This is a genomic window from Streptomyces sp. NPDC002676, from assembly GCF_053592455.1.
The window spans coordinates 1,112,227-1,135,771 of the sequence record NZ_JBSFVT010000001.1; the positions used below are offsets into that span (position 1 = coordinate 1,112,227).

Annotated in this window: 26 protein-coding genes and 1 riboswitch; of the genes, 15 read left to right on the forward strand and 11 right to left on the reverse strand. The window is 71.3% G+C overall.

The genetic code is table 11. From position 1 onward, the window contains the following. The first annotated feature begins 24 nt into the window (after positions 1 to 24). From ACWD3E_RS05280 to ACWD3E_RS05290, 3 genes are all read left to right on the forward strand, one after another. A complete protein-coding gene (locus ACWD3E_RS05280; protein WP_451386169.1) occupies positions 25 to 510 on the forward strand; it encodes a DUF5304 domain-containing protein in 486 nt (161 codons plus the stop codon). A 67-nt stretch (positions 511 to 577) separates the two neighbouring features. Further along, positions 578 to 1,531, forward strand: coding sequence for an ROK family glucokinase (locus ACWD3E_RS05285; RefSeq protein ID WP_451386170.1), 954 nt, complete (start codon positions 578 to 580; stop codon positions 1,529 to 1,531). A 57-nt stretch (positions 1,532 to 1,588) separates the two neighbouring features. Then, entirely contained in the window at positions 1,589 to 2,344 is a 756-nt protein-coding gene (locus ACWD3E_RS05290; RefSeq protein WP_451386171.1) for an endonuclease/exonuclease/phosphatase family protein, read from the forward strand. A gap of 7 nt (positions 2,345 to 2,351) precedes the next feature. Here ACWD3E_RS05290 and ACWD3E_RS05295 read toward each other — a convergent pair whose 3' ends face one another. Then, the gene (locus tag ACWD3E_RS05295; protein WP_451386172.1) at positions 2,352 to 2,900 is read right to left on the reverse strand and encodes a hypothetical protein; all 549 of its coding nucleotides are present in this window, start codon (positions 2,898 to 2,900) and stop codon (positions 2,352 to 2,354) included. Continuing rightward, positions 2,893 to 3,678 (reverse strand): alpha/beta hydrolase, encoded by a 786-nt coding sequence (locus tag ACWD3E_RS05300; RefSeq protein WP_451386173.1) that lies wholly within the window; start codon positions 3,676 to 3,678, stop codon positions 2,893 to 2,895. The genes ACWD3E_RS05295 and ACWD3E_RS05300 overlap by 8 nt, the downstream gene beginning before the upstream one ends. Positions 3,679 to 3,795: 117 nt before the next feature. Between ACWD3E_RS05300 and ACWD3E_RS05305 the strand changes: the two genes are divergently transcribed. From ACWD3E_RS05305 to ACWD3E_RS05320, 4 genes are all read left to right on the forward strand, one after another. After that, positions 3,796 to 4,527: a lysophospholipid acyltransferase family protein gene (locus ACWD3E_RS05305; protein WP_451386499.1), complete on the forward strand. Its 732-nt coding sequence runs from the start codon at positions 3,796 to 3,798 to the stop codon at positions 4,525 to 4,527. 57 nt (positions 4,528 to 4,584) lie between these two features. Beyond that, positions 4,585 to 5,817: a MacS family sensor histidine kinase gene (gene macS / locus ACWD3E_RS05310; protein ID WP_451386174.1), complete on the forward strand. Its 1,233-nt coding sequence runs from the start codon at positions 4,585 to 4,587 to the stop codon at positions 5,815 to 5,817. Continuing rightward, positions 5,814 to 6,491 carry a response regulator gene (locus ACWD3E_RS05315; protein WP_451386175.1) on the forward strand — a complete coding sequence of 226 codons (678 nt, stop codon included), beginning with the start codon at positions 5,814 to 5,816 and terminating at the stop codon, positions 6,489 to 6,491. The genes macS and ACWD3E_RS05315 overlap by 4 nt, the downstream gene beginning before the upstream one ends. Before the next feature lie 128 nt (positions 6,492 to 6,619). Continuing rightward, the gene (locus tag ACWD3E_RS05320; protein ID WP_451386176.1) at positions 6,620 to 7,648 is read left to right on the forward strand and encodes a 6-phosphofructokinase; all 1,029 of its coding nucleotides are present in this window, start codon (positions 6,620 to 6,622) and stop codon (positions 7,646 to 7,648) included. Positions 7,649 to 7,665: 17 nt separating this feature from the next. Here the strand turns inward: ACWD3E_RS05320 and ACWD3E_RS05325 are convergent, their stop codons facing one another. Together ACWD3E_RS05325 and ACWD3E_RS05330 are read right to left on the reverse strand one after the other, a co-directional pair. Next, positions 7,666 to 9,597, reverse strand: a complete 1,932-nt coding sequence (locus ACWD3E_RS05325) for an anthranilate synthase family protein (RefSeq protein ID WP_451386177.1) — start codon at positions 9,595 to 9,597, stop codon at positions 7,666 to 7,668. 93 nt (positions 9,598 to 9,690) lie between these two features. Further along, positions 9,691 to 9,747, reverse strand: a complete 57-nt coding sequence (locus ACWD3E_RS05330; protein WP_451351741.1) for a trp operon leader peptide — start codon at positions 9,745 to 9,747, stop codon at positions 9,691 to 9,693. Between the two features lie 104 nt (positions 9,748 to 9,851). Between ACWD3E_RS05330 and ACWD3E_RS05335 the strand changes: the two genes are divergently transcribed. Continuing rightward, complete coding sequence (locus tag ACWD3E_RS05335; RefSeq protein ID WP_451386178.1) at positions 9,852 to 11,204, forward strand: class II 3-deoxy-7-phosphoheptulonate synthase; 1,353 nt, start codon at positions 9,852 to 9,854, stop codon at positions 11,202 to 11,204. 146 nt (positions 11,205 to 11,350) lie between these two features. After that, complete coding sequence (locus tag ACWD3E_RS05340) at positions 11,351 to 11,602, forward strand: (2Fe-2S)-binding protein (protein WP_451351639.1); 252 nt, start codon at positions 11,351 to 11,353, stop codon at positions 11,600 to 11,602. A gap of 28 nt (positions 11,603 to 11,630) precedes the next feature. Here ACWD3E_RS05340 and bfr read toward each other — a convergent pair whose 3' ends face one another. Next, the gene (bfr, locus tag ACWD3E_RS05345) at positions 11,631 to 12,110 is read right to left on the reverse strand and encodes a bacterioferritin (protein WP_451386179.1); all 480 of its coding nucleotides are present in this window, start codon (positions 12,108 to 12,110) and stop codon (positions 11,631 to 11,633) included. 174 nt (positions 12,111 to 12,284) lie between these two features. On the opposite strand from bfr, the gene ACWD3E_RS05350 reads away from it, so the two are divergent. Further along, positions 12,285 to 12,917, forward strand: coding sequence for a sulfite oxidase-like oxidoreductase (locus ACWD3E_RS05350; RefSeq protein WP_451386180.1), 633 nt, complete (start codon positions 12,285 to 12,287; stop codon positions 12,915 to 12,917). Between the two features lie 18 nt (positions 12,918 to 12,935). Here the strand turns inward: ACWD3E_RS05350 and ACWD3E_RS05355 are convergent, their stop codons facing one another. From ACWD3E_RS05355 to thiO, 6 genes are all read right to left on the reverse strand, one after another. Next, the gene (locus ACWD3E_RS05355) at positions 12,936 to 13,475 is read right to left on the reverse strand and encodes a DUF4396 domain-containing protein (RefSeq protein ID WP_451386181.1); all 540 of its coding nucleotides are present in this window, start codon (positions 13,473 to 13,475) and stop codon (positions 12,936 to 12,938) included. 74 nt (positions 13,476 to 13,549) lie between these two features. After that, positions 13,550 to 14,461 (reverse strand): deoxyribonuclease IV, encoded by a 912-nt coding sequence (locus ACWD3E_RS05360; protein WP_451386182.1) that lies wholly within the window; start codon positions 14,459 to 14,461, stop codon positions 13,550 to 13,552. 34 nt (positions 14,462 to 14,495) lie between these two features. Continuing rightward, complete coding sequence (gene pknB / locus ACWD3E_RS05365; protein WP_451386183.1) at positions 14,496 to 16,424, reverse strand: Stk1 family PASTA domain-containing Ser/Thr kinase; 1,929 nt, start codon at positions 16,422 to 16,424, stop codon at positions 14,496 to 14,498. Between the two features lie 146 nt (positions 16,425 to 16,570). Further along, positions 16,571 to 17,365, reverse strand: coding sequence for a thiazole synthase (locus ACWD3E_RS05370; protein WP_451386184.1), 795 nt, complete (start codon positions 17,363 to 17,365; stop codon positions 16,571 to 16,573). Between the two features lie 3 nt (positions 17,366 to 17,368). Beyond that, a complete protein-coding gene (thiS, locus tag ACWD3E_RS05375; RefSeq protein WP_451386185.1) occupies positions 17,369 to 17,569 on the reverse strand; it encodes a sulfur carrier protein ThiS in 201 nt (66 codons plus the stop codon). After that, positions 17,566 to 18,726 carry a glycine oxidase ThiO gene (gene thiO, locus ACWD3E_RS05380; protein ID WP_451386186.1) on the reverse strand — a complete coding sequence of 387 codons (1,161 nt, stop codon included), beginning with the start codon at positions 18,724 to 18,726 and terminating at the stop codon, positions 17,566 to 17,568. Before thiO ends, thiS begins: the two co-directional genes overlap by 4 nt. Beyond that, positions 18,724 to 18,834, reverse strand: a riboswitch (TPP riboswitch). (Overlaps the previous gene by 3 nt.) 175 nt (positions 18,835 to 19,009) lie before the next feature. Here thiO and ACWD3E_RS05385 point away from each other — a divergent pair. From ACWD3E_RS05385 to ACWD3E_RS05405, 5 genes are all read left to right on the forward strand, one after another. Further along, positions 19,010 to 20,215 (forward strand): NAD(P)/FAD-dependent oxidoreductase, encoded by a 1,206-nt coding sequence (locus tag ACWD3E_RS05385; RefSeq protein WP_451386500.1) that lies wholly within the window; start codon positions 19,010 to 19,012, stop codon positions 20,213 to 20,215. A gap of 176 nt (positions 20,216 to 20,391) precedes the next feature. After that, positions 20,392 to 20,757 (forward strand): Rv2175c family DNA-binding protein, encoded by a 366-nt coding sequence (locus ACWD3E_RS05390; RefSeq protein ID WP_061919720.1) that lies wholly within the window; start codon positions 20,392 to 20,394, stop codon positions 20,755 to 20,757. Between the two features lie 89 nt (positions 20,758 to 20,846). Further along, positions 20,847 to 21,494, forward strand: a complete 648-nt coding sequence (thiE, locus tag ACWD3E_RS05395; RefSeq protein WP_451386187.1) for a thiamine phosphate synthase — start codon at positions 20,847 to 20,849, stop codon at positions 21,492 to 21,494. A 120-nt stretch (positions 21,495 to 21,614) separates the two neighbouring features. Beyond that, complete coding sequence (metF, locus tag ACWD3E_RS05400) at positions 21,615 to 22,538, forward strand: methylenetetrahydrofolate reductase [NAD(P)H] (RefSeq protein ID WP_451386188.1); 924 nt, start codon at positions 21,615 to 21,617, stop codon at positions 22,536 to 22,538. A gap of 56 nt (positions 22,539 to 22,594) precedes the next feature. Beyond that, positions 22,595 to 23,533 (forward strand): SCO2102 family sporulation regulator, encoded by a 939-nt coding sequence (locus ACWD3E_RS05405; RefSeq protein ID WP_451386189.1) that lies wholly within the window; start codon positions 22,595 to 22,597, stop codon positions 23,531 to 23,533. Positions 23,534 to 23,545: the final 12 nt, after the last annotated feature.

Sequence of the window (23,545 nt, forward strand, 5' to 3'; positions counted from 1 at the left end):
GCGAACCGTAGTCAGGAGTCCGCCATGAGCGAAGAGCGTCCCGCACCCGACCCCCTCGAGGAGCAGCCGCGGGCGACCGACGCCGACGCCTGGGCCAAGGCCTGCGCCGAGGACCTCGCCGCCGAGAAGGCCCGCCGCCGCGCCGAGAACGGCCCGCCCCCCGGCTCCGCCGCCGAGGAGCTGAAGAAGCTCGTGGACACGGTCGCCGACAAGCTGTCCGGCCTCCGGTCCCCGCTCCTCGGAACCCTCGCCGGACCCGCCGCCCAGCAGGTCGTACGGCAGGTCGTCCAGCAGGCCAAGGCCGCCGTGGAGCCCGTCATAGAGCGCAACCCGGACGTCTTCGACCATCTGGCCGCGGCCGGCACAGAGCTGCTCGCCGCCTACCGCTCCGCCGTCCAGACCCAGGAGACCCGCTGGACCACCGGTGCGGCCGACCTCAAGGGCGACCGGAGCGAGCGCCGCGACCCCGGCGAGGACACCGGTCCGGGGCAACGCATCGACTTGGACTGAAGCCCTTTCCCGGCCAGGGCCTCGGGTACGGTTGGCCGTAGCGGGGCTCGACCGAACTGAGGGATTCATGGGACTCACCATCGGCGTCGACATCGGCGGTACCAAGATCGCGGCCGGCGTGGTCGACGAGGAAGGCAACATCCTCTCGACGCACAAGGTGCCGACCCCGGGCACGCCCGAGGCGATCGTGGACGCCATCGCCTCCGCCGTCGAGGGCGCGCGCGCCGGGCACGAGATCGTCGGCGTGGGCATCGGTGCGGCCGGTTACGTCAACCGGCAGCGCTCCACCGTCTACTTCGCGCCCAACATCCTCTGGCGTCAGGAGCCGCTCAAGGAGAAGGTCGAGGCCCGCGTGGGCCTCCCGGTCGTGGTCGAGAACGACGCCAACGCCGCTGCGTGGGGCGAGTACAAGTTCGGTGCAGGCAAGGGCCACCGCAACGTCATCTGCATCACCCTCGGCACCGGCCTCGGCGGCGGCATCATCATCGGCAACAAGCTGCGCCGCGGCCACTTCGGCGTGGCCGCCGAGTTCGGCCACATCCGCATGGTCCCGGACGGCCTGCTGTGCGGCTGCGGCTCGCAGGGCTGCTGGGAGCAGTACGCCTCCGGCCGCGCCCTGGTCCGCTACGCCAAGCAGCGCGCCAACGCCACCCCCGACCTGGCCGAGACCCTGCTCGCCCTCGGCGACGGCACCCCCGACGGCATCGAGGGCAAGCACATCTCCATCGCCGCCCGCCAGGGCGACCCGGTCGCCGTGGACTCGTACCGCGAGCTGGCCCGCTGGGTCGGTGCGGGCCTGGCCGACCTTGCCTCGCTCTTCGACCCGTCCACATTCATCATCGGCGGCGGCCTCTCCGACGAGGGCGAACTGGTCCTCGACCCGATCCGCAAGTCCTACAAGCGCTGGCTGGTCGGCGGCAACTGGCGCCCGGTCGCCGACGTGATCGCGGCCGAGCTGGGCAACAAGGCCGGCCTCGTCGGAGCGGCGGACCTGGCCCGGGAGCCCGACCCGATCATGTAGTGAGCCCGTTTTGACGGTGCCCGCCGCGTCCGGTCCCGGAACGGCGGGCACCGTCGTATGTTGACCGTCATGCTGCTGCCCAACTCCCGTACGGAACCGGACGGTTCAGCCGTCATCCGGGTCCTGAGCTACAACGTCCGCTCGATGCGCGACGACACGGACGCCCTGGCCAGAGTCATCACCGCCTGCGCCCCCGACCTGGTCCTCGTCCAGGAAGCCCCCCGCTTCTTCCGCTGGCGCAAGAAACTGGGGCGGCTGGCAGCGGCCTCGGGCCTGGTCATCCTCACCGGGGGCGCCACAGCCGCGGGACCGGCGCTCCTGTGCAACCTCCGCGTCACTGTCGAGCGCACGGAAGACGTCCTCCTCCCGCTCACCCCCGGACTCCACCGGCGCGGCTTCGCCACGGCGGTGATCCGGATCGGCGGCGCCCGCCTCGGCGTCCTCAGCTGTCATCTCAGCCTCCAGAAGGACGAGCGGTACGCGCAGGGCGGCATGCTCCTCGACCGGCTCGCCGCAATGGGCGTGGAGCACGCGATCGCGGGCGGCGACCTCAACGAGCCCCCCGACGGCCGTACCTTCCGCCGCCTCGCCGAACAACTCCAGGACTGCCGGGCCACGGCTCCCTGGGGCGGCGAGCACACCTGGACGCATACCGAGCCCCACGGCCGTATCGACGCGATCTTCGCCACCAAGGACATCGAGGTCCTGGGCTGCGGGGTGCCGATCGGCCACCCCGGCATCACGGAGACAGATCTGAGGGCGGCCACGGACCACCTCCCGGTCCTGGCCGCCCTCAGAATCTCACCGGCATGAGCGGCGCTCAGACAACCGCACCCCGACCCGGATCGTCGTCCCCGTCCTCGTCCGTCCGCATCCGCGCCACCAGCGTCACGAAGCCGCCGAGGAAGCCGCCGATGCCGAGGGTCGCAAGCCACCAGGTCATCTCCCAGCCGAACAGCACGGCCAGCAGGAGCAGGATCGGCCCGCCGATGACGCCCAGCCAGGCGAACCTGGCGGTGGTGTCGGCGGTCGGCAGCGGCGGCGGCTCGGGCGGTACGAAGTGCCCCTCGTCGTCCTCGTCGAAGTCGTCGTCGGACGGCTCGGGCGCCGTGTAGTCGCGCGGGCCGACGCCGGGCGCGAACGAGACCGAGCTGCCCAGCGGCCGGGCGGGCTGCTCCTCCGCGGAGTCGTCCGTGACCATCTCCGGCAGCGCGAGATCCTCCACCGGCCTGAACGGCCGGGCGCCCGGCGGATCCGGCGGCTCCTCGCCGTACCCGGCGACGATGGCCCGCCACGCGGCGTCCTCGTCGAAGGGCACCCCCTGCTCGTCCGGCTCGCGGTCCTCGCGATCGGACTCGTGCTCAGCCAACTGCCGCCGTCCCTTCCTTGCCCTTGCCGACACTGGGTACGAGCCGGCCGACGAAGGCAAGGCTCTCCTCGAAGATCCGGTCCGCGTCATAGTCCAACGTCGCAACGTGGTAGCTCTGTTCCAGCACTATCTCGGTCACGTCCGTGGACGACACCCGGCTCAGCACACGCATCGGGTCGGACGGCGGCACGACGTGGTCCTGGGCGCTGCGCAGCACCAGCAGGGGCTGGGTCACCTGGGGCAGCTCCCCGTCCAGCCTGCGCAGGAACACCCGCAGGGAGTGCGCCGCGTGCAACGGCACCCGGTCGTAGCCCAGCTCCGCCGCGCCGCCCTTGGCGATGTCGCTGGCGATGCCCTTCGTCGTCCGCACGAGATGCCGGGCCACCGGAAGGGCGTACGCCGACAGGCCGTGCACCCTGTTCGCCGGGTTGACGACCATCGCGCCGGCGACCCGCTCGCCGTGCCGGGCGGCCAGCCTGAGGGCGAGGGCCCCGCCCATCGACAGGCCCGCCACGAAGACCCGGGAGCAGCGCTCGGTGAGCAGGCGCAGCTCGCGGTCCACCTCCGCGTACCAGTCCTGCCAGCCGGTGAGCTGCATGTCCTCCCAGCGGGTGCCGTGTCCGGGCAGCAGGGGCAGCGACACGGTCAGGCCGCGGGCCGCGTGGTGCTCCGCCCAGGGGCGCAGCGACTGGGGTGAGCCGGTGAAGCCGTGACAGAGGAGGACCCCCACCTCCCCGCCCTCGTGGCGGTACGGCTCGGCTCCGGGGAGAAGTGGCATGTGCTTCACCGTACGCGACCGCACTGACACCGACCAGGGGCGTCGGCGTCATTGACAGTGCTCCGGGTTAAGGTCTGATCGACGGAAACAGGAGGCACGCGGGTGTTGTACGGAACGATGAAGGTCGCCATCGGAGGGCCGCTGAAGGTCGCCTTCAGGCCCTGGGTGGAGGGACTGGAGAACATTCCGGCCGAGGGTCCCGCCATTCTGGCGAGCAATCACCTGTCCTTCTCGGACTCCTTCTTCCTGCCCGCGGTCCTCGACCGCAAGGTCACCTTCATCGCGAAGGCCGAGTACTTCACCACCCCCGGCGTCAAGGGCCGGCTGACCGCCGCCTTCTTCAAGGGCGTCGGACAGCTCCCGGTGGACCGCTCCGGGGCGCGCGGCGCCGGCGAGGCGGCGATCAAGAGCGGCATAGAGGTGCTGGAACGCGGTGAGCTGTTCGGGATCTACCCCGAGGGCACCCGCTCGCCCGACGGCCGCCTGTACCGGGGCAAGCCCGGCGGCCTCGCGCGCGTGGCGCTCGCCACCGGCGCTCCGGTCATCCCCGTGGCGATGATCGACACCGAGAAGATCCAGCCGCCCGGCAAGGTCGTGCCGAAGCTGATGCGGCCGGGCATCCGGATCGGCAAGCCGCTGGACTTCAGCCGGTACCAGGGCATGGAGCACGACCGGTTCGTGCTGCGCGCGGTGACCGACGAGGTCATGTACGAGATCATGAAGCTTTCCGGCCAGGAGTACGTCGACATCTACGCGACCGCCGCCAAGCGGCAGATGGCCGATGAGGCGAAGGCGGCCAAGGAAGCGGAGAAGGCCGCCAAGGAGGCGGAGAAGAAGGCCGAGGCCTAGCCGGGGGAGCCCGGGAGGCTGAGGCGTCGGGGGAGTCCGGGGGATCGGGGGGTTGCGGTGGCCAAGCGCGAGCGCGTCATGAGGATGTCCGTCGAGCAGCCGATGTGGCGTGCGCTCGCCGGATACCGAGTCCTGACGATGCTGTACGCGATCGCGTTGTTCGCCTACCGGTACGGCAAGTTCGTGCACCCCTGGGTCGCCGTCGGCTACTACGCGGTCCTCTTCGTGTGGACCCTGGCCACGCTGCCCAAGGTCGCGAGTGCCGCGCACTGCACCCGGCGTTTCCTCGCCGCCGACCTGGCCATCGCGCTCACCGGCGTCCTTCTCACGCCGGTCGCCGCCTCCCACGCGCGCATTGTGGCGGGCACTCCGACGCTGCCGTCGATATGGACGGCCGGCGTGGTCCTCGCCTTCGCCCTCAAGGGCGGCTGGCGCTGGGCGGCGCTGGCCTCGGCACCGGTCGCCGTCGCCAACATCGTCCAGCGGGGCACCCCGAGCCGGGCGACGATACACGCCGTCCTGCTGGTCTGGATCGCCTCCATCGCCATCGGCTACGTCGTGGAGGTCGCCCGCGCCTCCGAGCGCACCCTCGCCCGCGCCCTGGAGATCGAGGCCGCGACCCGGGAGCGGGAGCGACTGGCCCGGGACATCCACGACAGCGTGCTCCAGGTGCTGGCCATGGTGAAACGGCGCGGCACGGCCCTCGGCGGGGAGGCGGCCGAGCTGGGGCGGCTGGCCGGGGAGCAGGAGGTGGCGCTGCGCACGCTGGTCACCGGCGGTCTGCTGCCGGTCTCCCGGGTGTCGGAGGACGCCTCCGCCGGAGCGCTCGTCCGCGCGGTCGAGGAGCCCGACGACGATCCGGACGACGGCCCGCTCGACCTGCGCTCCCTGCTCGCCCCCTACGCGGGCGCCCGGGTGAGCCTGGCCGAGCCCGGCGCGCCGGTGCCGCTGCCGCGCCCCGCGGCCCGGGAGCTGGCCGCGGCGGTCGGTGCCGCCCTGGACAACGTGCGCAGGCACGCCGGGGAGGACGCCCAGGCCTGGATCCTGCTGGAGGACGAGCCCGACGACGTCATCGTGACCGTCCGGGACGACGGCCCCGGCATCCCCGAGGGCCGGCTCGCCCAGGCCGAGGGCGAGGGCCGGCTCGGCGTGGCCCAGTCGATCCGGGGGCGGCTGCGCGACCTGGGCGGCAGCGCCGAGCTGATCTCGGTCCCCGGGCAGGGCACGGAAGTCGAGTTGAAGGTACCGAAGGGCGCCGTACGGGCGCGGGGGAAGGCGGAGAAGCGATGAGCGAGCAACAGGGCCCGATCAAGGTCATGGTGGTGGACGACCACCCCATGTGGCGCGACGCGGTCGCGCGGGACCTGAGCGAGTCCGGCTTCGAGGTGGTCGCCACCGCCGGCGACGGCGAACAGGCGGTGCGCCGGGCCAAGGCCGCCGGGCCCGACGTCCTCGTACTGGACCTCAACCTGCCCGCCAAGCCCGGCGTGCAGGTGTGCAAGGAACTGGTCGGCCACAATCCCGCGCTGCGCGTCCTCGTGCTGTCCGCGAGCGGCGAGCACGCCGACGTCCTGGAGGCGGTGAAGTCCGGCGCGACCGGCTACCTGCTGAAGTCGGCCTCGACGGAGGAACTGCTGGACGCGGTGCGCCGTACCGCCGTCGGCGACCCGGTGTTCACCCCGGGCCTGGCCGGTCTGGTCCTCGGCGAGTACCGGCGCCTGGCCTCCGAACCCGCGCCCGCCCCGGACACCGACGAGCCCGGCGCACCCCGGCTGACCGACCGGGAGACGGAGGTACTGCGCCTCGTCGCCAAGGGCCTGAGTTACAAGCAGATCGCCGAACGCCTCGTCATCTCCCACCGCACGGTGCAGAACCACGTCCAGAACACCCTCGGCAAGCTCCAGTTGCACAACAGGGTGGAGCTGGTGCGCTACGCGATCGAGCGCGGGCTCGACGACGAGTAGGACGAGTAGGACGAGTAAACCAACCACCTCGCAATTCACCGGAATTGCCCTGCCCGCCTCTCACCATGTGACGCGGATCACCATTACCGTGACCCTCCGTCAGGCAAGCGCGGCGAAGGGACTTTTCCATGCGGGTCGGAGTACTGACCGGAGGCGGCGACTGCCCCGGGCTCAACGCCGTCATCCGGGGCGTCGTCCGCAAGGGCGTGCAGGAGTACGGATACGAATTCGTCGGCTTCCGGGACGGCTGGCGCGGCCCCCTCGAAGGCGACACCATGCGCCTCGACATCCCCGCGGTGCGCGGCATCCTGCCCCGCGGTGGCACCATCCTCGGCTCCTCGCGGACCAACCCCCTCAAGCAGGAGAACGGCATCCGCCGTATCAAGGAGAACCTGGCCAAGCTGGAGATCGAGGCCCTCATCGCGATCGGCGGCGAGGACACCCTCGGGGTGGCCGCGCGGCTGTCCGGCGAGTACGGCGTGCCCTGCGTCGGCGTGCCGAAGACCATCGACAACGACCTGTCCGCCACCGACTACACCTTCGGCTTCGACACCGCCGTCAACATCGCCACCGAGGCCATCGACCGCCTGCACACCACCGCCGAGTCCCATATGCGGGTCCTGGTCGTGGAGGTGATGGGCCGGCACGCCGGCTGGATCGCCATCCACTCGGGCCTGGCCGGCGGCGCCAACGTGATCCTCATCCCCGAGCACCGCTTCGACGTCGGCCAGGTGTGCGCCTGGGTGACCTCCCGCTTCAAGGCGTCGTACGCGCCGATCGTGGTCATCGCCGAGGGCGCCATGCCGAAGGACGGCGACGTGGTCCTCAAGGACGGGTCGCTGGACTCCTTCGGGCACGTCCGGCTGTCCGGGGTCGGCGAGTGGCTGGCCAAGGAGATCGAGAAGCGCACCGGCAAGGAGGCCCGGACGACGGTCCTCGGCCATGTCCAGCGCGGAGGCACCCCCAGCGCCTTCGACCGCTGGCTCGCCACCCGCTTCGGCCTGCACGCCATCGACTGCGTCCGCGAGGGCGACTTCGGGAAGATGGTCGCCCTGCGCGGCACCGACATCGTCCGCGTCCCCCTCGCCGAGGCCACCGCCAAGCTCAAGACGGTGGACCCGAAGCTGTACGAGGAGGTCGGGGTCTTCTTCGGCTGACGGCAGCCCCTGGACGGTTACACGGTCGTGCGGCGCAGCCGGCCGATCAGCTCCCGTACGACCGCGGCCCCGTTCAGGCTCAGCACCGACTCCGGGTGGAACTGCACCCCGGCGAAGCCCGGGCCACGTACGGCATGCACCTCCCCGTTCTCCGCCCGGCTCACCTCCACCCCGTGCGCGGCCAGCTCCCGTGCCGCCTCCTCGTCGCAGCGGGCCACGAAGCTGTTGTAGAAGCCGACGGTCTCCGCCCGCCCGAACAGGTCGATCTCCGTCTGCGCCCCCTGGTACGGCACCTGCTTGCGGACGATCTCGAGACCCAGCTCCGCCGCGATCAGCTCGTGCCCGAGGCACACCCCGAGCACGCCGTGCCGGTGTTCCCGGATCACCTGGGCGGCCAGCTCCCGCAGGAACCGCATCTTCGGGTCGGCGAGGTCCGAGGGGTCACCCGGGCCGGGACCCAGGACCACCGGGCCCTCGTGCGCGAGCACGCTCTCCCGCAGCTCCGGCTCGTCGTACCGGCGCACGGTCACCTCCAGCCCGGCCGAGCGCAGCATGTGCGCCAGCATCGCCGTGAAGGTGTCCTCCGCGTCGACCACCAGGGCGTGCCCCTGGAGGGACTCGGACCGCTCCTGCATCCGCAGCCAGAACGGCGCCAGCGCAGAGCGGCGCCCGTCCAGGGCGGCCCGCACCCGCGGGTCGTCGGCGAGGCGGGGCCGCCGGCGCTCCCCACGCGGCCGGGACGGCCGTACCCCGAGAGCCGCCAGCACGCCCGCCGCCTTCGCGTGGGTCTCCGCGACCTCGCCCGCCGGGTCCGAGCCGCGCACCAGCGTCGCGCCGACCGGGACCCGCAGCCGGCCGTCGGCCGAGATGTCGGCGGTGCGGATCAGGATGGGGGAGTCGAGGGTCTGGGCGCCCGCGGATCCTTCCCGCCCGCCACCCGCGTCCCGGCCGAGCAGCGCCAGCGCGCCCGCGTAGTACCCGCGTCCACCGACCTCGTGCCGCTCGATCACCCGGCACGCGTTCTGCACCGGCGACCCGGTGACCGTGGCCGCGAACATGGTCTCCTTCAGCACCTCCCTCACATCCAGGGAGGACTTGCCGCGCAGCTCGTACTCGGTGTGCGCGAGGTGCGCCATCTCCTTCAGCCGGGGCCCGACGACGACCCCGCCCAGGTCGCCGACGGTGCACATCATCTTGAGCTCCTCGTCGACGACCATCGACAGCTCCTCGATCTCCTTGCCGTCGGCGAGGAAGCCGAGCAGATGCTCCGGCGTCGGCCCTTCGGCGGGATACCGGTAGGTCCCGCTGATCGGGTTCATGACGACGGTCCCGCCGGACATGCGGACGTGCACCTCGGGGCTGGCGCCGACCAGCGTTTGCCCACCCGTCTCCCACCCCCGCCCTTCCGAGGAAGGCCCTTCGGGCCCCTTTTGTTCTCCTGTGTGGACGACGAACGTCCAGTACGCCCCTCGCTCGCCCTCCAGCAGCCGCCGGAACAGCGCGAGGGCGTCGGCCCTCGAGAATCCCTCGATCTTCCCTTCATACGTCCGCCGGATCACGAAGTTCGCGCCCTCGCCCCGGCCGATCTCCTCGTCGAGCACCCGGCCGACGATCTCGCCGTACTCCTCGTCGCCGACGTCGAAGCCGCCGCCCTCGACCCGCACCGCGTGCCCGGGAAGCGCCTCGACGGCTTCGGCGAGCGGGAACTCGTACGACTCCTCGGGCGTCAGCACCAGCAGCGGGGTGCCGTCGTCGCGGACGTCGAAGCCGCGCTCGCGGATCTGCCGGAAGGGGACGAGGGCGAGGCATTCATCGGGCAGGTCGGCCAGCAGATCGCGGCTGCTCACCGGGCCGAGCAGCAGCTCCACCACGTCCTCGTCCCGGCCGGGCGTGCGGCGGCGGAGCAGGGCGAAGGGGCGGTCGTCGTGCACGAGCTGGGACAGGTCCATGGTTCCTCTTCCGTCGATGTCGGTGAGGAACGACCCCAAAAACGCCGAAGGCCGCCCCTCGGGCGGCCTTCGCGAAGTCTGTGTGCGCGCGAATCAGTGGGCCGCCGGAGTAGCGGTCCACCACCAGTTCTGGACAGTAAGCGCGAACATGCCACGCACCCTACCGCACCCCAGGACGTCCGGAGAACGACCATCTCGTCTCACCCATCGAGCCACACAAAACTCATGCGGCCCGACCCCGTAGTGTTTAGGACGTGACCGTGAACGCTAAGACCAGCCTCAGCGCTGGCAACACCTGGCGAGACCTGCCCGCGGCGCAGCAGCCCGAGTACCCCGACCCCGAGGCTCTGCGCGCAGTGATCGCGGACCTCGAGTCGTATCCGCCGCTCGTCTTCGCGGGCGAGTGTGACCAGCTGCGCGCCCGGATGGCGGCCGTCGCCAAGGGAGAGGCGTTCCTTCTCCAGGGCGGCGACTGCGCCGAGGCCTTCGACGCGGTGTCCGCCGACCACATCCGCAACAAGCTCAAGACGCTGCTCCAGATGGGCGCCGTCCTGACCTACGCGGCCTCCGTGCCCGTCGTGAAGGTGGGCCGGATCGCCGGCCAGTACTCCAAGCCGCGCTCCAAGCCGACCGAGACCCGTGACGGCGTCACCCTCCCGGTGTACCGGGGCGACTCCGTCAACGGCTTCGACTTCACCGAGGCCAGCCGCATCCCGGACCCGGAGCGGCTCAAGCGCATGTACCACGCCTCGGCGTCCACGCTGAACCTGGTGCGTGCCTTCACCACCGGTGGCTACGCCGACCTGCGCCAGGTGCACGCCTGGAACCAGGACTTCGTGAAGTCGTCCCCGTCGGGCCAGCGCTACGAGCAGCTCGCCCGCGAGATCGACAACGCACTGAACTTCATGCGAGCCTGCGGCACCGACCCGGAGGAGTTCAAGACCGTCGAGTTCTTCTCCTCGCACGAGGCGCTGCTGCTGGCCTACGAGTCCGCCCTGACCAGGGTCGACTCGCGTACCGGCAAGCTGTACGACGTCTCCGGGCACATGGTGTGGATCGGTGAGCGCACCCGGCAGATGGACGGCGCGCACATCGAGTTCGCCTCGAAGATCAGCAACCCGATCGGCATCAAGCTCGGCCCGACCACGACGGCCGAGGAGGCGCTGCAGTACATCGACCGCCTCGACCCCGAGCGGGAGCCGGGCCGGCTGACCTTCATCGTCCGTATGGGCGCCGACAAGATCCGCGACAAGCTCCCCGAGCTGGTGGAGAAGGTCACGGCGTCCGGCGCGACGGTGGCCTGGGTGACCGACCCGATGCACGGCAACACCTTCGAGGCGGCCTCCGGCCACAAGACGCGCCGCTTCGACGACGTGCTGGACGAGGTCAAGGGCTTCTTCGAGGTCCACAAGGGTCTCGGCACCCACCCGGGCGGCATCCACGTGGAGCTGACCGGCGACGACGTCACCGAGTGCGTGGGCGGCGGCGACGAGATCTTCGTCGACGACCTGCACCAGCGCTACGAGACGGCCTGCGACCCCCGCCTGAACCGCAGCCAGTCGCTGGACCTGGCCTTCCTGGTCGCGGAGATGTACCGGGACCAGTAGTCGCAGCTGGTCGCATCGGCGGTTGGGGCGCGGATCACATCCGATCCGCGCCCCTCTGCTCTTTTGCGGCTTCTGCTCGGCGGGTAAGGTTAGGTTAGCCTCACCGATCAAGGGGACGGCACCACATAGAGCGATCCCGTCGGGAGGTGAACCGCGTGTACGTCTGCAGCTGCTTCGGCATCACCGAGGCGCAGGTCAAGCAGCACGCGGAGGACGGTGCCTGCACCCCCCGCCAGATAGCGTCCGCCTGCAAGGCGGGCACGGACTGCGGTTCGTGCGTACGCCGGATCCAGGCCCTCCTGGGCCGTGGCGCGTGCCCGCGCCGTGAGCTGGCCGACCAGGGCAAGCCGGTGCTGGCGGAGCTGTCCGCCCCCGCCGCTCTGGACGAGGCCGCCTAGCTCTGCCGCTCCCCGGCTCTGCCGCTCCCTAGCTCTCCGGCTGTTCGACCAGCTGCGCGATGTAGAGCGCCTCGCCGAGCTTCTCCACCAGGTCCAGCTGGGTGTCGAGGTAGTCGATGTGGTGCTCCTCGTCGGCGAGGATGTCCTCGAAGATGTTCGCGGACGTGATGTCGCCCTTCTCGCGCATCACCTTGATGCCCCGCTTGAGCCGGTCGATCGCCTCCACCTCGATCTGCCGGTCGGCCTCGAACATCTCCTTCACGGTCTGCCCGACCCGCACATGGAACAGCCGCTGGTAGTTGGGCAGCCCATCGAGGAACAGGATCCGGTCGGTGAGCACCTCCGCGTGCTTCATCTCGTCGAAGGACTCGTGCCGCGTGTACTTCGCGAGCTTGGGCCAGCCGAAGTTCTCCTGCATCTTCGAGTGCAGGAAGTACTGGTTGATCGCGGTCAGCTCGCCGGTGAGCTGCTCGTTGAGGAACTCGATGACCTCAGGGTCGCCCTGCATCGCAGCGGCTCCTTCCACACGTGGGGATGGGGGAGTATGCGGCGGCATGATTGCACCGGAGGTCAAGATCGTCCAGTAAGTGTGCACTTAGTAAGTACATGCTGACTTGTCTGCATTGTCCGATTGGTGAACGGGTGGTCAAGGGCACTGCCCGAGGTCTGTCAGGATGGAGACATGGGTCATCCGGTGGAGCGCGAGTCTGGAGCAACGGCAGGGCCCGAGCTTCCGCCGGGGCAGCGGTACCAGCGCGGCTGGCCGGTCACGCACTACGGGCCCGTGCCGAAGTTCCGGCCCGAGCGCTGGGAGTTCCGGGTCTTCGGTGCCACCGCCGACGGTGACAAGCACACGTGGAACCACGAGGAGTTCACCGCCCTGCCGTACACCACCGTCGTCGCCGATCTGCACTGCGTGACGAAGTTCAGCATGGTCGGCGCGGAGTGGGGCGGCATCCCGGCCCGGACGATCCTGGAGCTGGCGCCGCCGGCGCCCGAAGTCACCCATGTGATGGTGTGGGCCGAGTACGGATTCAGCTCGAATCTGCGCCTGTCGGACTTCTCCTCCGAGCGCACGATCTTCGCCACCCACAAGGACGGCGAACTCCTCACCGCCGAGCACGGCTTCCCGGTGCGCCTGATCGTGCCCCACCTGTACGCCTGGAAGGGCCCCAAGTGGGTGCGGGGCGTCGAGTACATGAGCACCGACCGCCGCGGCTTCTGGGAGGAGCGCGGCTACCACAACATCGGCGACCCCTGGAAGGAGCAGCGCTACTCCTACCAGGAAGAGCCCGGGGAAGGCCCCGAGCTCTGACTTCTCCTGGCGTGGCGGTCAGTGGTGGTACTGGTGCACCACCGCGTGGCCCTTGCCGCGCGCGATCGTCCACTTGTTGACCGGGGTGGTCACTGTGAAGGCGAGCACGAGCGAGACCGCCATCGAGATCCAGAACAGCGCGTCGCTCAGCATCGCGTCCATCGCGGACGGCCAGACCATGATCACGCCGTTGTCGATCAGCTCCATCACGGCGATGGAGAGGGTGTCCGCGGCCAGCGCCACCCGGAACGCCGTACGGAAGTCGACGCCGGCCTTCAGTACACCGCGCAGGGTGAGCGAGTAGCCGAAGAAGAAGGCCAGGACGATCGCCAGCACGGTCGACGCCAGGTTGCCCCAGCCGAGTGCCGTGGCGATGACCATGCCGAGCACCTCGCCGATGGCGCAGCCGGTGAGGCAGTGCAGGGTGGCCTGCGCGGCCATCGACCAGCTGACCGAGCCGGTGTGTCCGGCGTGGCCGGCGTGGCCGTGGTGCGCGTGGTGCTCTGCGTGACCGTGGTGGCCCGCGTGCTCCTGGTGGCTGTGGCCGGTGTGCTCCATGGAATCCCCTGCGGCGAGTGACGGTTCCTTCGACTCACCGGAACCGTATACCCCCCAGGGGTATTCCGCCAGGGTTAAAGATCACGCAGTTTCTTCAGCCGCTCCACGTCCGCCGCATGCCCCTCCTTGCCGCCGGGCGTCTCGATGATCAACGGCACGCCCGCGGTCGCCGGATGGCTCATGAGCATGCGGAAAGGGTCCTCGCCGATGTGACCGGCGCCGATGTTCTCGTGCCGGTCCTTGTGCGCGCCCACCACGTCCTTGGAGTCGTTGGCGTGGATCAGCTTCAGCCGTCCCTCGCCGACCGTGTCCACCAGCAGATCCAGGGTCTGGTGCATACCGCTCGGCCCGGTCAGGTCGTGCCCGGCGGCGAAGATGTGGCAGGTGTCCAGGCACACGCCCAGCTTCGGGTGGGCGTCCAGCGCCTCGAAGTACGGCCCGAAGTCCCAGGTGCGCGAGCAGAGGGAGAAGCCCTGGCCGGCGGTCGACTCCAGCAGCAGGAACGGGTCGTCGTCGTGGGTCAGTTCGTCCAGCAGCGGAAGGAGCCGCTCGCGCACCTGCCGCAGCGCCACCTCCCGCGTCCGCCCGCCGGTCGCGCTGCCCGTGTGCACGACCACGCCGAGCGCGCCGATCTCCCGCCCGCGCCGCAGCGAGTGCCGGAGCGACTCCACGGACCGCTCCACCGTCGCCTCGGTGTGCGAGCCGAAGTTGATCAGGTAGGGCGCGTGCACATACGCCGGGATCGACTCCTCGGCGCACGCCGCCCGGAACGCCTCGTCCTGCCGCGGATTCCCGGCCGGGGTCGCCCAGCCGCGCGGGTTGGCGACGAAGACCTGCACGGTCTCGGCCTTCAGATCACGGGCGTACGACATCCCCACGGAGTGCAGGCCGCCGGCCACCGGGACGTGCCCGCCGACGGGATTGCGAAGGAGGGAGGGGGAGGCGGACTGGACGCACTGGGGCAGGGACGACTGCTTCTGACTCACCCGTTCAGGGTGTCACGCCGGGGAAGTCGCCAGGTCAGCGGATGGTGATCGTGATGGTCGACCCCTTGGGCGCCTGCTCGCCGCCGTCCACCGACTGCTTCTTCACGGTGTCGCCGAACAGCCCGAGAATCCCGCGGTCCTCGTCGACCTTGAAGCCCGCGGCCTCCAGCGTCTTGTGCGCGTCGTCGACACTCGACCCGACCACGTCCGGCACCTCGACCATCTCGGGGCCCTTGGAGATCGTCAGCGTCACCGTGTCGCCCTCGGCGGCCTGGCTGCCGTCGCCCGGGGACTGCCGGGCCACCTTGCCCTTGTCGTACTCGGAGTTGACCTGCTCGACGGCGATCTTCACCTTCAGCCCCGCATCGGTCAGCGTCTGCCGGGCGCTGTCCAGGTCGTTGCCGGTGACGTCCGGCACGTCGATCGGGCTGCCCTTGCTGACCACGAGCGCGATCGCCGAGCCCGCGTGCCGCTTGGTGCCGGCCTGCGGGGTCGTACCGATCACGGAACCCCGGTCGACGTCGTCGCTGAACTCCTGGGTGACCATGCCCGGCTCCAGCCCGTCCGCCTTCAGCCGGGCGCGCGCCTTGTCCAGCGGCTGCCCCGCGAGGTTGGGCACGTTCACCGTCTCCGGGCCGAGCGAGACGACCAGCGTCACCGAGTCGTTGTCCCGGATCCGGGTGCTGGGCGCGGGGTCGGTGCTGATCACCTGGCCGCGCGGGACCGTGTCGTCGTACTTCTTCTCGACCTTCCCGACGTCGAGCCCGGCCTGCTTCAGCCGGTCCCTGGCCTGCGCCTCGGTCTTCGACAGCAGCGGCGGCACCTTCGTGAACTGGCCGGAGTTGATGTACCAGACCCCGGCGCCGACGCCGAACACCAACAGTACGGCGGCGATCACCGTCACCAGCAGCCGCTGGGGCATGCGCCGGGGCGGCACGGGCGGGGACTGGAGCCGGCTGGTGTGGTGCACGACCGCCTGGGCGGGGTTCTCGTCCTCGTCCTCGTTGACGGGCAGCGGGCGGGGCACGGTCAGCGAACGAGGGATCACGCTCGTACGGTCCTCGGCTATGCCGCGCTCGGCGGACAGCGCCTGCGGCGGCAGGGCGTCCAACTGCTCGTCGGTGAGCCCCGCACGGGCCTCGCGGGCCTGCGCGAGCAGCGCCACCGCATCGGCCGGCCGGACGTCCGGGGTGCGCGCGGTCGCCGTGGCGACCAGCTCGTCCAGCTCGTACGGCAGCCCCGGCACGAGCGCCGAGGGCGGGGGCACGTCCTCGTTGATGTGCCGGTAGAGCACCTGTGCGGGGGAGTCGCCGGGGTGCGGCTTCTCACCGGTCAGCATCTCGTAGAGGACGACACCGCACGCGTACACGTCGACGCGGGGGTCGGCGGTGCCCTGCTCGATCTGCTCGGGCGCGAGGTAGGCGACGGTGCCCAGGACGGTGCCGGTCGTGCTGGTCACGGTGTCCACGGACCGCACCAGCCCGAAGTCGGCGACCTTGACCCGACCGTCGTCCCCTATCAGCACGTTCTCGGGCTTCATGTCCCGGTGCACGAACCCGGCCCGGTGCGCGCCACCGAGCGCGGCGAGCACCGGTTCGAGGATGTCCAGCGCGGCCCGGGGCTGGAGCGCCCCGCGCTCGCGCAGCACGTCCCGCAGGGTGCACCCGGCGACGTACTCCATCGCCAGGTAGACGTACGACCCGTCGGTGCCCTGGTCGAAGACCTGCACCACGTTGGGGTGGGCGAGCCGTGCGACCGACTTCGCCTCCCGTATGAACCGCTCGACGAAGCCCGCGTCGGCCGCGAGTGTCGGGTGCATCACCTTCAGCGCGAGGACGCGGTCGAGGCGGGTGTCCAGGGCCTGGTAGACCGTGGCCATCCCGCCGACCGCGATCCGCGCGTCGACGCGATAACGGCCGTCGAGCACCTGCCCGACGAGGGGGTCCTGAAGGGTCGTATCCACGCAGGCGAGTCTACGAGGACACACCGACACCGCCGCGGGTCCATGCCCTCCAGGCCCAGTACTGAAGCCGACCTGTGACGCTTCCCCCACGACTCGCCAACGGGTGGTGCGCGGGTGGGAGATGAACACAGAACGGCAGCGCCGGGTCAGAACGCAGGTCGCTCGGGATCAAGTACGGCCAGGCCCTCCGCCGGAGACGACGCCTCCGCGAAGTGCCGACGGGGAATCCGCCCGGCCAGCCGAGCCATCCGCCCCGCCTGCACCCCGTGCTTCATGGCGGCAGCCATCAGCTCCGGCTCCTGAGCCCGCGTCACCGCCGACGCGAGCATCACCCCCGCACACCCCAGCTCCATCGCCAGCGCCACGTCGGACGCCGTACCGGCCCCCGCGTCCAGAATCACCGGCACCCCCGCCCGCTCCACGATCAGCTGGAAGTTGTGCGGGTTGCGGATGCCGAGCCCGGATCCGATCGGCGAGCCCAGCGGCATGACCGCCGCGCAGCCCACGTCCTCCAGCTTCCGCGCGAGCACCGGGTCGTCGTTCGTGTACGGCAGCACCGTGAACCCGTCGTCGACCAACGTCTCCGCCGCCTCCAGCAGCTCCACCGGATCCGGCAGCAGCGTCCGCTCGTCGGCGATGACCTCCAGCTTGATCAGGTCCGTGCCCAGCGCCTCCCGGGCCAGCCGGGCGGTCAGCACCGCCTCCCCGGCGGTGAAACAGCCCGCCGTGTTCGGCAGCACCCGGATGCCCAGCTTCTCCAGCACCGACAGCACCGAGCCGTGCACCTCGGGATTGACCCGCCGCATCGCCACCGTGGTCAGCTCCGTGCCGGAGGCGATCAGCGCCCGCTCCAGCACGTCGAGGCTCGGCGCTCCGCCGGTGCCCATGATCAGCCGGGACGAGTAGCTCGTACCGCCGAGGACGAGGACATCGTCGGCCATGGGTCAGCCTCCTTGTACGGCGGTGAGGACTTCCACGCGGTCACCCTCGGAGAGGGCCGTGGCGGACCACTGCGCGCGCGGGACGACGGTTTCGTTGAGGGCGGCGGCCACGCCGGAGGGCGCGGGCGTGAGGGACCGTACGAGGGTGTCGAGAGCGGTGCCCGGGGTGATCTCCCGGCGCTCCCCGTTGACGGAGATGTTCATGCGGGCTGCTCCATGAGTACGGCGCCGAAGCGCCTCGGCGTGAACGGGCGGGCCTCCTCGGGCAGCTCGCCGCCGGCCAGCACCTGGGCCATCACGTCCCCGGTGACCGGCGTGAGCAGCACGCCGTTGCGGTAGTGCCCGGTGGCCAGCAGCAGGCCCGGCAGACCGGACGGGCCCAGCAGCGGTGCGTTGTCGGGGGAGCCGGGGCGCAGCCCGGCCCGGGTCTCGGTGAGCGGGAGCTCGGTGATCCCGGGGACCAGCTCGTGCGCGTCGCGCAGCAGCTCGTACACGCCCCCCGCGGTGACCGTCGTGTCCCAGCCCAGCTCCTCGCTGGTGGCGCCGACGACCAGCTCGCCGTTCTCCCGGGGCACCAGGTAGACATGGCTGCCGCGCACCACGGCCCGCACGGTGCGGCTCAGGAACGGCGCGCAGTGGCGGGGGACGGTCAGCCGCAGCACCTGCCCCTTCACCGGCCGCACCGGCGGCAGCAGCTCCTGCGGCACGCCCCGGAGCCTTCCGCTCAGGCTTCCGGCCGCGAGCACCACCTGGTCCGCGCGCAGCTCGGTGCCGTCCGCGGTGGTGACGCCGACGGCCCGGCCCCCGGCGACGTCCAGCCGCTCGGCCCACGCGCGGTGGAACACCACCCCGGTGCGCTCGCACGCGGCCACCAGGGCCGCCGCCAGCCGGCGCGGGTCGATCTGGTGGTCGCCGTCGACCCGCAGCCCGCCGCGCACCCCGGGCGCGAGCATGGGCTCCAGGCGCCGGCAGTCCCGCCCGGACAGCCACTCCGACTCCAGGCCGCAGCGCTGCTGGAGGGCGTGCAGTTCGCGCAGGTGGGCGCGGTCGTCGGCGTCGAGCGCGACCGCGAGGGTGCCGCAGCGGCGATAGCCGAGGTCGTGGCCGGTCAGCTCGGTCAGCTCGGCCGCGAAGTCCGGATAGCGGCGGGCGGACTCCAGGTTCAGGGCGAGCAGGGTCTCCTCGCCGTAGTGCAGTTCGGTGACCGCGGCCAGCATTCCGGCCGCGACCCGCGCGGCCCCGCCACCGGGCTCGGGGTCCAGCACGGCCGTGGCGAGCCCGCGTTGCGCGGCGCGCCAGGCCGTGACCAGGCCGATGATTCCGCCCCCGATGACGAGGACGTCGGACGTACGTGACGACATGGGCGTCCAGCCCCTCCCTTCGCCGGCATGACCCGGATCAGGTTCGTACGGTCGGAGGCCGCCAGCCTCCCTCTCAGCCCGGTGCGCCGGGCTCCCGCGAGTGCTTGTACGGGGGCCACCCTAGCCCGCGGGGCTGCGCCCTTGTAAGGGAGCCTCCGCGCGGCCCGCGTGTGGAGCAGTTCACCGGCCGCACCCGCTGACCGACGTTCCGTCAGTTGTCTATGGTGATCTGGTGAGCGAGGAGACACCGCAAGAGGGCACGTCACAGGGCACGCCGAAGGGCATGTCGCAGGGGCGGCGCGTGGTCGTCGTCGGCGCGGGCATGGCCGGGGTGCAGACCGCGGTCGCGCTGCGGGAACAGGGCTTCAAGGGCGCCGTGACCGTGCTCGGCGCCGAACCCCACCAGCCGTACGACCGGCCGCCGTTGTCCAAGGCCGTGCTGCTCGGCAAGGCCGAGGGCTCCGCCTTCGAGGTCGACTTCGACTCGCTCGGCGTCGAACTGCGGCTGGGCTGCGAGGTGCTGGGCGTGCGCCCCGCCGAGCACGAACTGGACACCGAGGCCGGACCCGTCCCGTACGACGTCCTGGTCCTGGCCACCGGCGCCGAACCGATCACCCTGCCCGGCACCGAGGGCGTCCCCGGCGTACACCTGCTGCGCACTCTGGACGACGCGGAGCGGCTGCGGCCGGTGCTGGCCCGGCAGCACGACATCGTGGTCGTCGGCGCCGGCTGGATCGGCGCCGAGTTCGCCACCGCCGCCCGCGAGGCCGGCTGCGCGGTGACCGTCGTGGAGGCCGCCGACCGGCCGCTCGCGGGCGCCCTGCCCGCCGAGGTCGCGGCGCCGATGGCCGCCTGGTACGCCGACGCGGGCGCGGAACTGCGCACCCACGCGCGCGTGGACCGCATCGAGCCCGGTGCGGTCGTGCTCGCCGACGGCACCCGGCTGCCCGCGGACGCCGTCGTGGTCGGTATCGGCGCCCGCCCCGCCACCGGCTGGCTGGCCGGTTCCGGGATCGAGCTGGGCGCCCACGGCGAGGTCGTGGCCGACGACCACCTGCACACCTCCGCGGCGGACGTGTACGCCGTCGGCGACTGCGCCTCCTTCCCGTCGGCCCGCTACGGCGAGCGGCTCCTCGTCCACCACTGGGACAACGCCCTCCAGGGCCCGCGCACGGTCGCCGCGAACATCCTCGGCGAGACGACCTCGGTCTACGACCCGGTGCCGTACTTCTGGTCCGAGCAGTTCGGCCGCTTCGTCCAGTACGCCGGCCACTACGCCGGTGCCGACCGCATGGTCTGGCGCGGCGACCCGACGGGCCCGGCCTGGACGGTCTGCTGGCTCCGGGAGAACCGCCTGATCGCCCTGCTCGCAGTCGGCCGCCCCCGCGACCTGGCCCAGGGCCGCCGCTTGATCGATGCAGGCAGGCGCATGGACCCGGAGGCATTGGCCGACCCGACTCGGCCCCTGAAGGACTCCACGGTTGACTGATCGGAGCCCGGGGGGACAGCCGACCCAAGGGGCGTGGGGCTGTGTCGATATGCGGCTCCGCCGCGTGGGCGCGCCGGGCCGCAACGGCGCCGTAGACGACAAACGGCCCATAACGGCACCCCCGAGCGGAGCGCCTCCGCTTCCGAGTGTCAGTGGGGGATGGCAGGCTTATCCCCGTGACCGAGATTGACGCAAAGATTGATGCTCTCGTCCCCGCCTGGCTCACCCTCCCCGACATCGCCGAACAGTTCGGCGTCGAGGTGACACGTGTGCGGCAGCTGGTCAAGGAGGGCCAGCTCATCGCCGTACGCCGTGGCGAGAACCGGGCGCTGCACGTCCCCGCCGCCTTCATCGACGGGGACAAGGTCGTCAAGGGCCTGTCCGGGACCCTGACGCTCCTGAGGGACGACGGCTTCACGGTCGAAGAGATGATCGAGTGGCTCTTCACCCCCGACCCGACCCTGCCCGGCACGCCCGCGCAGGCCTTGAGCGAGAATCGCGGCACGGAGGTGAAGCGCCGCGCCCAGGCGCTCGCCGTCTGAACCGACCCGCACCAGGGGTGGCGTACGGGCTCTGGCCGGTACGCCACCCGCTCGCCCACCGATGACACCGACGACGGGGGGACCCACGCATGTCCGACACCGCCCGCGGCAGGCTCGCCGACGCCCGCCTCTACCTCTGCACGGACGCCCGCAGGCGCCAGGGCGACCTCGCCGAGTTCCTGGACGCGGTCCTGGCCGGCGGTGTCGACATCGTGCAGCTGCGCGACAAGGGCATGGAGGCCGGCGAGGAGCTGGAGCACCTCAAGGTGTTCGCGGACGCCTGTGCCCGGCACGGCAAGCTGCTCGCGGTCAACGATCGGGCCGACGTCGCCCACGCGGCCGGCGCCGGCGTGCTCCATCTCGGCCAGGGCGACCTGCCGGTCCCCGCGGCCCGCGCGATCCTCGGCGACGAGGTCCTGATCGGCCGCTCCACGCACGCCGAGTCCGAGGCCGCGGCGGCTGCCGTCCAGGAGGGCGTGGACTACTTCTGCACCGGCCCGTGCTGGCCCACCCCGACCAAGCCCGGCCGCCACGCCCCCGGCCTCGACCTGGTCCGGTACACGGCGTCCCTGGGCACCGACCGCCCCTGGTTCGCCATCGGCGGCATCGACCTCGGCAACCTGGACGAGGTGCTGGACGCCGGTGCCCGCCGGGTGGTCGTGGTCCGCGCGCTCACCGAGGCGGACGACCCGGGCGCCGCCGCGGCGGAGTTCGCCAAGCGGCTGCGGGAGGCGTAGCGCCCGCCCGCAGGGGCCGCTGTCCGGGTTTTTGTCCAAGGGGTGGACGATAAAGCGGCAATTCGGGCAAATCTCCGGTGTCTGGTTGGGGGACCGCCCACCCCTGGCTAACCTGCGGGTATGGCCCTCGGAACCTCCTCCACCAGGACTGATCGCGCACGCACCGTGCGTGAGATACTCGCCAGCGGCAAAACGACGTACTCGTTCGAGTTCTCGGCACCGAAGACCCCCAAGGGCGAGCGGAACCTGTGGAGCGCCCTCCGGCGGGTCGAGGCGGTCGCTCCCGACTTCGTCTCCGTGACCTACGGCGCCGGCGGCTCCACCCGCGCGGGCACGGTCAAGGAGACCCAGCAGATCGTCGCCGACACCACGCTCACCCCGGTCGCCCACCTCACCGCCGTCGACCACTCCATCGCCGAGCTGCGCAACATCATCGGCCAGTACGCCGACGCCGGTATCCGCAACATGCTCGCCGTGCGCGGCGACCCGCCCGGCGACCCGATGGGCGAGTGGGTCCCGCATCCCAGGGGTCTGACGTACGCGGCCGAACTCGTCCGCCTGATCAAGGAGTCGGGCGACTTCTGCGTCGGTGTCGCCGCGTTCCCGGAGATGCACCCGCGCTCCGACGACTGGGACACCGACGTCGCCCACTTCGTGGACAAGTGCCGCGCGGGCGCCGACTACGCGATCACGCAGATGTTCTTCCAGCCGGAGTCGTATCTGCGTCTGCGTGACCGCGTCGTGGCCGCGGGCTGCGACACCCCGGTCATTCCGGAGGTCCTGCCTGTCACCAGCGTGAAGATGTTGGAACGTTTGCCCAAACTCAGCAATGCATATTTCCCTGACGTCCTGAAAGAGCGGATCCTCACAGCGAAGGACGATCCGGCGGCGGTACGCTCCATCGGTATCGAGTTCGCCACGGAGTTCTGTGCACGGCTGCTGGCCGAGGGAGTGCCCGGTCTGCACTTCATCACGCTCAACAACTCCACGGCACCGCTGGAAATCTACGAGAACCTGGGCCTGCACCACCTCCCGCAGGCCTAGACCGGCCGCACCGCGATACGACACACTTCGTAGCGGCCACTGGGAGAGGGGCGTACATGGGCTGGACGGTCCTCTACATCGCGTTCGGCGTCGTCGCACTGTGGTTGCTCGGCGAGGTCCTGCTGCAGTACAAGGCGCGGCTGCGCTGGCGGCTGCTGGCCTTCGTCGGCTTCCTCGGCGTCGTGCTCGGCGTGCTGATGCCGTCCGTCGTCGTCATCGGCGTGGGCGCGATCGCGTTCGCAATCGGCCAGACCTACGTCACGCTGTCCTTCCGCCGCGGCTTCGCCGACGGCTGGGCGGTCAAGCGGCCCGAGGCCGAGGGCCGCGGCAGCAAGCGCCGCCGCGGCAAGGCGGACCGCCGCGACCCGGACTTCGACGTCTCCGACGAGGGCGCCGAGGACGACTACGGCCCCGAGGCGGAGCGCGACGACCGCGTCCACGGCCCCGGCGACTACGAAGACGACTACGACCGCGACGACGTCTTCACCCCGGCCCGGCCCCCGGAGGCCGCCGCCGAGACCACCTCCGTCTACGCGCCCCAGCCCCTCCCCGAGGACACCGGCTCCTACGGCGTCTACGGCGACACGTACGCGGGCGCCGCCCAGCAGCAGCCCCAGCCCCAGGCCGCCGACCAGAACTACGCCTACGACTACTCGGGCTACGCCCAGCAGGGCTACGGCTACGACACCGGCGGCGGCCAGCAGAGCTACGCGAACTACTCCGATCCGTACATCGGCACCCAGTCCTACGGCGGCACCTCGTACGACCAGGCGGGCTACGGCCAGCAGCAGTACGGCCAGCAGGGCTACACCCAGGACCCGTACGCCACCGGCGGCTACGGCGAGACCCCGGCAGGCGGGGTCTGGGTCCCGCAGCAGCGCAACGACGAGGCCTACGGCGGAGCGCTCCCGCAGGAGCAGCCGTACCCGTACCAGGGCCACGGGCAGCAGCCGCAGCAGCCCGGCACCGGGTACGACGAGCAGTACCGCTACTGAGGCCCGGCCGCG